At 69.1% G+C, this 8788-nt stretch carries 7 protein-coding genes; 4 read left to right on the top strand and 3 right to left on the bottom strand.

The genetic code is table 11. The features are described 5' to 3' along the window. Window positions 1-97: 97 nt before the first annotated feature. Window positions 98-1288: a hypothetical protein gene (locus ACRDPS_RS00310; protein ID WP_431499617.1), complete on the bottom strand. Its 1191-nt coding sequence runs from the start codon at window positions 1286-1288 to the stop codon at window positions 98-100. Between the two features lie 198 nt (window positions 1289-1486). Here ACRDPS_RS00310 and ACRDPS_RS00305 point away from each other — a divergent pair, with 198 nt between their 5' ends. After that, window positions 1487-2248, top strand: coding sequence for a hypothetical protein (locus tag ACRDPS_RS00305; protein ID WP_431499616.1), 762 nt, complete (start codon window positions 1487-1489; stop codon window positions 2246-2248). Here the strand turns inward: ACRDPS_RS00305 and cofC are convergent. After that, window positions 2245-2877: a 2-phospho-L-lactate guanylyltransferase gene (gene cofC / locus ACRDPS_RS00300; RefSeq protein ID WP_431499615.1), complete on the bottom strand. Its 633-nt coding sequence runs from the start codon at window positions 2875-2877 to the stop codon at window positions 2245-2247. The two genes, ACRDPS_RS00305 and cofC, sit on opposite strands and share 4 nt — an antisense overlap. A 59-nt stretch (window positions 2878-2936) precedes the next feature. On the opposite strand from cofC, the gene ACRDPS_RS00295 reads away from it, so the two are divergent. Both ACRDPS_RS00295 and ACRDPS_RS00290 read left to right on the top strand, forming a co-directional pair. Then, complete coding sequence (locus ACRDPS_RS00295; RefSeq protein ID WP_431499614.1) at window positions 2937-3701, top strand: lysophospholipid acyltransferase family protein; 765 nt, start codon at window positions 2937-2939, stop codon at window positions 3699-3701. Between the two features lie 79 nt (window positions 3702-3780). Then, window positions 3781-4791 (top strand): NAD(P)H-dependent glycerol-3-phosphate dehydrogenase, encoded by a 1011-nt coding sequence (locus ACRDPS_RS00290; RefSeq protein WP_431499613.1) that lies wholly within the window; start codon window positions 3781-3783, stop codon window positions 4789-4791. Window positions 4792-4893: 102 nt separating this feature from the next. On the opposite strand, the gene ACRDPS_RS00285 is transcribed toward ACRDPS_RS00290, so the two are convergent. After that, complete coding sequence (locus tag ACRDPS_RS00285; protein ID WP_431499612.1) at window positions 4894-6522, bottom strand: glycosyl hydrolase family 18 protein; 1629 nt, start codon at window positions 6520-6522, stop codon at window positions 4894-4896. A 173-nt stretch (window positions 6523-6695) separates the two neighbouring features. Here ACRDPS_RS00285 and ggt point away from each other — a divergent pair, with 173 nt between their 5' ends. After that, window positions 6696-8516, top strand: a complete 1821-nt coding sequence (gene ggt, locus ACRDPS_RS00280; RefSeq protein ID WP_431499611.1) for a gamma-glutamyltransferase — start codon at window positions 6696-6698, stop codon at window positions 8514-8516. The last annotated feature ends 272 nt before the right edge of the window (window positions 8517-8788 follow it).

Raw genomic sequence — 8788 nt, 5'->3', positions numbered from 1 at the left:
AGTCACACCTGTGACTTCTCGGCCTGCAAACCTGACGCTTCGGCCAGCATTAGTGACTTCTCGGCCTGCGAAGGTGACTTCTCGGCGGGGGTGTGGGTCAGGGGAGGTGGATCTGGCGGCCGTCGGGGGTGGGGGAGGAGCCGGTGATGCGGTCGCAGGAGCCGGTGTCGACCCAGCAGCGCAGATACCACGACTCGGCGCCGGCAGAGGTGTAGAGGACGACGCTGCGGTCGGACTCGAAGCCGGCGATGTAGACCTTCTCGACGGAGTCGGGTACGCGCAGGTCGATGTGCTCGGAGGTGCTCATGTTGACCGCGATGCCGCGCTCGGCGCCGTAGTTGATCATGCCGGGATCGCTGGGATTGCGGGCGATCGCGACGATGGAGCCGTCGGGGGAGTCGGCGACCGATCCCGGCAGCGGGGCGTGCACGCCGGGCTGGGTGAGGCTTCCGTCGGCCTCGATCGCCGCGAAGCGGGCCTCCCACTCGCTGGGATTGTGGAGGAGTACGCCGCGGCGCAGGGGGATCAGCTGCTGGTAGCCGAGCGGCAGCGAGATCTTCTGTGGCGCATCGCCGGGCTCCCAGGCGGACACCGGCGGCCGGGGCACGGTCAGCTCGGCGTAGTTGGCGGGTGCGGGCGGCGGAGCGGCCACGATGCCGGTGCGGAAGTAGGCACGGCTGCGGTCGGTGCCGACCAACTGGGTGCCGCTCGGAGCCCCCTCGAGCGGGAGCCGTCCGGTCTCCTTGCCGGTCGTGGTGTCGACCGCGACCAGGGCCGAGGCATCGTCGTCGGTCTGCTGGAGCGCGAAGAGCTGGTTGCCGTCCTTGCTCAGCACCGGCTGCGTCCACAGGCCGGGAACCTGGATGGTCTTCCCGCGGCGGGCGATCCACACCGGCCCGGGCCGGTCGGCGCGCTGATACATCAGTACGGTCCAGCCGGCCACGCTCATCTGGGCGCCGTAGACCTTCTGCGGCTTCGCGCCGAGCCGGAGCCGACCGTCGTGGTCGAGGAACGGCAGGGTCGTCGCCGGACCGACGGGCAGGTCGGCGTACGTCTCGGGGATCGCGGGCTCGCTGTTGCGGACCGTCGGAGCAGGCGGCGCGGGCGTGGGCAGGTTGGCGCCGGAGCGTCCCTCGGCGAGCCGGCTGGTGTGGACGGCGAGCCAGGCCACGGACGCGAGCAGGGCGAGAATGACGCAGGCGGAGAACACGATGCCGGCACGGTTGTGCCGCACCGTGGTCGGGGGCTCGTCGAGCACCGCGGGCGGCTGCTCCTGGTCGATGTGCACGTCGGTGATGGTCGTACCTTCCTCGTCCTGTCTCCCGAAGGCGGCGCTGCGCGATGCTGCGATGTCAGACGTGCCCCGAGTGTCACCACGTTAACCACGGCCGGGCCTCGGAATCAGGAGAGTTCAGGTGAACAGTCCGTTTTCACATGCCGTCGGTATGTCCGGAACCTACGGCCATGGCCTAAGGTCGATCGGGTGGTGAAAAAACGAGTAGCTGATGCGAGCAAGCAGGCCGGGAAGGTTGTCGGCGCGGTGAAGGGTACGGCGGGGAGGCTGGTGCCCAAGCCGGCCGCCAAGCTGGTCTCGGACGTGGTGACCGGAAAGGTCAAGGTGCCGAGGCCGGGTCGCAAGACTCCTGCCACGAAGGCCGAGCCCGCTGAGCCAGTGGCCAAGCCCGCGGCCAAGCCCGCTGCCAAGCCGGTGGCCGAGCCTGCCGGCAAGGCGAAGGCCGCTCCGGAGGCGCCGGTCAAGCCAGCCGAGAAGAAGCCCGCCGCCAGGAAGTCCACGGCTGAGAAGAGCCCCGCCAAGAAGACGGCGGCGACCAAGAAGACCACGGCGAAGAAGTCGCCTGCGGCGAAGAAGGCGCCCGCCAAGAAGGCGCCCGCCAAGAAGGCGCCCGCGGCGAAGAAGACTGCCTCCTCGGAAACCCCGGCGAAGACCGCGGCCGCGAAGAAGTCGACGCCCGCGAAGTCCGCCGTTACGAAGGCTCCGGCGAAGACTGCGCCTGCGAAGACTGCGGCGACCAAGACTGCGGCGACCAAGACTGCGGCGAAGAAGACGACCGCGAAGAAGACCACGGCGAAGAGCCCCGCCAAGAAAACGGCGACGGCCAAGAAGACGACCACGAAGAAGACGACGTCGGGCGGCGGCTCGACGACCTCGACCGCCGGTCCTTCGGCGACGGGCGGGGCATCGACAGGCTCGACCTCCGGCCCCGAGACGCCGTCCAGCGACTCCTAGCCCGGGCTCCCGACCCGCACCGAAGCCAGAGCAGTACGCGGCCCGAGCCCCAGCCTGCGTACGGCTTCGAGATCCTCGAGGGTGTCCACGTCGTGTCGCAGCGAGTGGAGGTCACCCTCGAGCGCAGTCGCGCCGCCGTCGTGGTGCGCGGCTGCCGATCCGGGCCCGAACGCTGGCCGGAAATGGTCATAGGGCGCGGTGTAGAGGGTGGTGCCGCCGCCCGCCGCATCCTCGACGTACGCCGCCCCGGCACCCCCGGCTGAGGCCAGCGCCTTGTCGAGGTCAGCGGAGCGTAGGGCCGGCAGGTCCCCGCACAGGGCCACGGGGCGAAACCCCGCCCAGCGCCGCCGTGCCTCGAGCGAGCCCTGTACGAGGGTTCCGTTCAGGTCGCCACTGACGCCATCGGGGATGACGAACGCGCCGAGGCGAGCGACATCTGCGGCGAAGTGGGCATCATCGGTGATCACCAGCACCGCGCGGACAGCGGTCGCGGCGAGGCACGCCTCGGCGGTGTCGAGGGCGAAGGAGCGGGCGAGGTCGGCGCGCTCGTGCGACTCGAGACCAACCAGCCGCGACTTGCCGCGCGCAGGCGGCTTGACGGGTAGCAGGACGACGTAACCGCGGGGCATGCCCTTGATCTTTACAGGTGTCCCACAACTCCGAAGCGAGGGCCCGGTAGCCTGCCTCCGTGGGAAAGTACCGTAAGTTCCAGGAGGGCAAGGTCGGCTGGTCGTGGGCCGTGGCCGTCGGGATCGTGAAGCCCCTCCTTCTGGCCACCACCAAGCACGAGTGGGACGGCGGCGAGAAGATCCCGGAGAGCGGTGGCGCGGTGATCGCGCTCAACCATGTATCCGAGATAGACCCGTTCACCGCCGCCCACATCGTGTGGGACTACGGCCGCACGCCGAGCTACCTGGCGAAGGCTGCGCTGTTCAAGGGCCCGCTGGGCGGGTTTCTGCGCGCCGCCGGCCAGATCCCGGTGAACCGCAAGGCCGGTGCGTCGGCGTTCGACGACGCCGTGAGGGCGGTCAACGAGGGCAGCATCGTGGTCGTCTATATCGAGGGATCGATCACCAAGGACCCCACCGGCTGGCCGATGCGCGGCAAGTCCGGCGCGGCCCGGATCGCGCTCGCGACCGGTGCCCCGGTCTACCCGGTGGGACAGTGGGGAGCCCAGGAGCTGCTCCCGGCGTACTCTCTCAAACCGCACCTGATCGGCCGCAAGATGATCCAGATGAAGATCGGCGATCCGGTGGATCTGAAGGATCTCGAGGTCCAGGAGCACACCCCGGACGTCGTCACCGAGGCGACCGACCGGATCATGAACGCGATCGTCGGCCTGGTGGCCGACATCCGGGACGAGGAGCCGCCCAGCGAGCTCTTCGACCCGAAGAAGGCCGGAGTCAACGAGACCGGCGACCCCCGCAAGACGAAGAAGAAGGACAACAATTGAGCGAGCGCCAGCGAGTGAACGATGAGCACAACACGCCGCCGCGTCCGTATTCTGGCGCTTGCGCTACGGAGGTGGCGGCGTGAGCGAGCTTGGCAAGGTAGCGGTCTTCGGAGCGGGCTCGTGGGGCACCGCGTTCTCGGTCATCCTCGCTGACGCGGGCAACGACGTGACCATGTGGGCGCGGCGCGAGGAGGTCGCGGCAGCGATCAACGACACCCACGAGAACCCGGAATATCACCCGGGCACCGACCTGCCGCACAACATCAGTGCCACCCACGACATCGAGAAGGCGGCCAGCGGGGCCGAGCTGGTCGTGCTCGCCGCGCCGTCGCAGACGTTGCGGAAGAACCTGACCGACTGGGCGCCGTTCCTGCCCAAGGACGTACCGCTGGTCTCGCTGATGAAGGGCGTCGAGCTCGGCACCCTGGAGCGGATGAGCGAGGTCATCGCGCACGTCACCGGTGCGGGACCCGACCGGATCGCCGTGGTCAGCGGCCCCAACCTGTCCAAGGAGATCATCCGTCGCGAGCCCGCCGCCGGAGTGGTGGCGTGCGCCGACGAGGAGGTCGCCAGGACGATCCAGGCGCGGGTGCACTCGCCCGCGTTCCGGCCTTACACCTCGACCGACGTGGTCGGTTGCGAGATCGGCGGCGCCTACAAGAACGTCGTCGCCATCTCCACCGGGATGGCCGCCGGGATGGGGTTCGGCGACAACACCCAGGCGTCGCTGATCACGCGTGGCCTGGCCGAGACCGCGCGGTTGGCGATGCAGCTCGGTGCCAACCCGATCACGCTGATGGGTCTGGCCGGCCTCGGCGACCTGGCCGCGACCTGCTCCTCGCCGCTCTCGCGCAACCGTACGTTCGGCGAGAAGCTCGGCAAGGGCATGACCACCGCCGACATCCTCGCCTCCAGCCATCAGGTCGCCGAGGGCGCCAAGTCGTCCCACTCGCTGCGCGAGCTGGCGGCGAAGGTCGGGGTGGACGCTCCGTTGGCGCAGTACGTCGACGACGTCGTCTCCGGCGCCAAGACCGTCACCGCGATCATGGATGAGATGCTCGAGCGGCCCACGAAGGCCGAGACCGAGTAGGCGTTCCTTCGTCAAGGTATGCAGCCGAAGGCCCGCTTCCCGCGTGGAACTCCGCACGGGAAGCGGGCCTTTCTCTGCATACCTTGACGAAGGCTCAGCGGCTCAGGCGGTGCCGAGGTCCTTCCAAGGACCCCAGTCCTCGGTGCCCGGGGTGTTGCCCTGGGTCCACCACTTGGCCTCCCACAGGTGACCGCCGTGCGTGACGCGGTCACCGGCGACGTACACCGCCGCTGACGACCATGCGGTCGCACCGGCCGGCGGGTCGGTCGGATCCTCGGTCGGATCCTCCGTGGGGTCCTCGGTAGGGTCCGGGTCCTCGACCGGACCGCCGCCACCGTTGCGTACGGCGTCGGCGAAGGTGCCGATCAGCTCACCCTGGCGGTCGCCGGACAGCTCCCACCACATGCCTCCGCCGAGGCCCTTCGAGATGGCGTACGCCGCCTTCTGCTCGATCGTGGAGACGTTGTCGTAGCTCCACCACTGGTTGCCGTCGTAGCGCCACGCGGCACCGACCTCGGCGTCGTAGTGCTCGGTCCCGCGGGTCTTGAGCTTGTCGTAGTCCTCGTTGCCCGCTTCGTACGTCCCCGGGGCCGCGGCGGTCGCCGGACCCCACGGATCGGCCGAGGTCGCGCCCTGCCAGCCGCGGCCGTACGCCGCCATGCCCAGGCCGAGCTGGGACGGCGAGATCCCGGCGTCGAGGTACTCCCGGACGGACTCGTCCACGCTGAACCGCTTGCCGTCGGGGCGCGGGTCCGCGGGGTCGGCGTAAAGGTTGCCCTGGTGTCCGGTCAGCGTCGGGTCCCAGGCGCCCCACAGGTCGTAGCCCTGGATGTTGCCGAAGTCGAGGGACTCGAAGTTCCGCGGGTCGTTCCAGCCGCCGGCCTCGATGTCCTCGGGGTTCGCGGGCAGGAACGCGGAGAGCTCGTAGCCATCACCGAGCGCGTCGAGCTGGCTGCGGAACTCGGCGAGCAGGAGGCGGAAGTTCTCCTTGTCGTGCTCGGGGTCGACGTGGTTGCCGGCGTTGCCGTTGGGCGAGCCCGGCCACTCCCAGTCGATGTCGAAACCGTCGAAGACCCCGGCTGCCGCACCGGCGCCGCCGCGGCCGTCGATCACGGGCAGGTTGCCCTTGATGTAGAGGTCGATGCAGGAGGAGACGAGCTTGCGTCGTGCCTCCGGGGTCGCGGCGGCCAGGGAGAAGTTCTTCGACCAGGTCCAGCCACCGAGGGAGAGCAGGACCTTCAGGTCCGGGTGCTTCGCCTTGAGCTGCTTGATCTGGTTGAAGGAGCCGGCCAGCGGCTGGTCCCAGGTGTCCGCGGCACCGGAGACGGAGTCGCCCGCTGCGTACGACATCCCGTAGTCGGCGTAGGCGTCGCCGGCACCGTCGGAGCCGTTCGGCCCCTCGCCCTGGGCCTTGTTGGCCTCGAAGCAGGTCAGCGACTCGTGGTGGATGTTGCCGAAGGCGTAGTTGAGGTGGGTGAGGTCGTCGGCGACCCCGGACGTCTCGAGCTGCTTGAGCTTGAAGGCTCGGCCGTAGACGCCCCACTGAACGAAATAGCCGACGTTGCGGTAGCCGTTGATCGAGGTCGGCTCCGCGGCGGCGGCCTTCATCGAGGCGCTGGACGGGGTGGTGGCGGATGTGGTGGCGAGCGTGCCGGTGAGGGCGAGTGCTGCGGCCAACGCGCCGATGAGTAAGCCGGCTATCCGGCGTGAACGAGGCAAGACGACATGCATGTGTGACACCTCCGAGGGGATGGCTTGACCGGGCTCGAGTCGCCCGATCGCCTTTCGATGGTGGCAGTGGTTCTATTTGTAAGCAACCCTTACTAATTAAGGAATTTCAGATCGTAATTCCCGGAGTCCCGCGGCGTAGTACGTTCGAGAGGCCGTCAATCTGGGGAGTCATCATGCTCGGACGTCGCTCTGCACTCGTTGCCACACTGACCGGAGGGGCGCTCGTGCTGGCCACGCTCGTCCCGTACGCCGGCGCCGCCGTCGGCGCGCCGGGCGACAGGCTCGCGCCGCCGCCGAAGGTGCCCACCGCGGTGGGCTATGGAGGCGCGGTGTCGAGCGTCGATGCCGATGCGAGCAGGGTCGGGCTCGAGGTGCTGCGCAAGGGTGGCAACGCGACCGACGCGGCCGTCGCGACGGCAGCCGCGCTCGGGGTGACCGAGCCCTACTCCGCCGGTCTCGGCGGCGGCGGGTTCTTCGTGCACTACTCCGCGCGCACCGGCGAGGTCGAGACGATCGACGGGCGCGAGAAGGCTCCGGCCGCGATGCCGCACGACGCGTTCATCGATCCGGAGACGGGCGAGGAGTATCCATTCTTCCCCGACATGGTCACCAGCGGTGCCTCGGTCGGCGTGCCTGGCACTCCGCTGACCTGGGAGAAGGCGTTGAAGAAGTGGGGTACGCGAAGCCTGGCCCGATCGCTGCGGCCGGCCGCCAAGCTGGCCCGCAAGGGATTCATCGTCGATGAGACCTTCCATCAGCAGACCGTCGACAACCAAGAACGTTTCGCAGCGATCGATTCCACTGCCGAACTATTTCTTCCGGGAGGATCAGCCCCCACCGTCGGCAGCAGGTTCCGCAACCCTGACGTCGCCGCAACCTACGATCTGCTGGCCCGCAAGGGCGTAGACGCCTTCTACCGTGGCCCGCTGGCCGCGGAGATCGCCGAGACGGTGACCGCCCCGCCGAAGACCGACGACACCGACCTGCCGGTCCCCGCCGGCTGGGTGACGACCGACGACCTCGCCGCCTACACCGCGCCCGATCGCGAGCCGACCCACTCGACCTACCAGGGCCTCGACGTCTACGGGATGGCGCCGCCGTCCTCGGGCGGCATCGGCGTGGGGGAGGCGCTCAACATCCTGGAGCGCTACGAGCTGTCCGGGATGAGCCCGACCGAGGCCTACCACCACCTGATCGAGGCGAGCGCGATCTCCTTCGCCGACAGGGGCGCCTACCTGGGCGACTCCGACCACGTCGACGTACCCGTCGACGCTCTTCTCGACGACACCTTCGCGGCCGAACGGGCCTGCGGCATCGACCCAGCGGCGGCACAGCCGAAGCCGGTGGCCGCGGGCGATGCGTACGACTTCGACGGGATCTGCGAGGGCCCGACCGGTCCCGGTGAGACGGCCAGGGACACCGAGAACCTGGAGACCACCAACCTGACCGTGGTCGACCGCTGGGGCGACGTCGTGGAATACACGCTGACCATCGAGCAGACGGGAGGCTCCGGCATCACCGTCCCCGGCCGCGGCTTCCTCCTCAACAACGAGCTGACCGACTTCTCGACGACCTACCGGGCCGACGACCCCAACCGGATCGAGCCCAACAAGCGCCCACGTAGCTCGATGTCGCCGACGATCGTCCTCGCCGAGGGTCGTCCCGTGCTGGCGGTCGGCTCGCCCGGTGGTTCGACGATCATCACGACGGTGCTTCAGATCCTGATCGAGCGGCTTGCCCTCGGCCGGAGTCTGCCCGAGGCGGTGGCGGCACCGAGGGTCTCGCAGCGCAACGCCGCGAGCACCGGGGCCGAGCCGGCCTTCATCTCGACCTACGGAGGAGCCCTGAAGTCTCTGGGGCACCGCTTCGCCGAGACGCCGGAGCTGGGTGCGGCGACTGCGATCGAGATCGGGTCGGACGGCCTGCTGACCGCGACGGCCGAACCCTGGCGTCGAGGTGGGGGATCCGCCCTGGTGGTGAGGCCGGCCGACTAGGGCGTGTCTCCCAAATCCACGCCCGCTACGCGACGTTTCGCACCCGATCTGGCGGCGTTGGCGCCGCTCGACAGCCAACCAGGATGCCTTCGCGGCGCCGCCTTGCCAGATCGGACCCGAAACGCCGCTCGCGGCCGCTGTGTCTTTGAGAGACACGCCCTAGGAGACTGCTGAACAAAGGCAGTATCGGGCGAGTCCGATTGTTGTTGTGTGCCGCGTTGCACGGTTCTGACCGGCGCGGGGCTGGCTCGAGGTGGTGCTGTTGCGGGCGT

Source organism: Nocardioides sp. (assembly GCF_050699375.1).
GTDB lineage: Bacteria > Actinomycetota > Actinomycetes > Propionibacteriales > Nocardioidaceae > Nocardioides.
This window is presented reverse-complemented; position numbering and strand designations above follow the sequence as displayed.

Coding starts and splice junctions, on each gene's coding strand:
- cofC (WP_431499615.1), bottom strand. CDS start 2,877: ATGCCCCGCGGTTACGTCGTCCTGCTACCCGTCAAGCCGCCTGCGCGC.
- ACRDPS_RS00285 (WP_431499612.1), bottom strand. CDS start 6,522: ATGCATGTCGTCTTGCCTCGTTCACGCCGGATAGCCGGCTTACTCATC.
- ggt (WP_431499611.1), top strand. CDS start 6,696: ATGCTCGGACGTCGCTCTGCACTCGTTGCCACACTGACCGGAGGGGCG.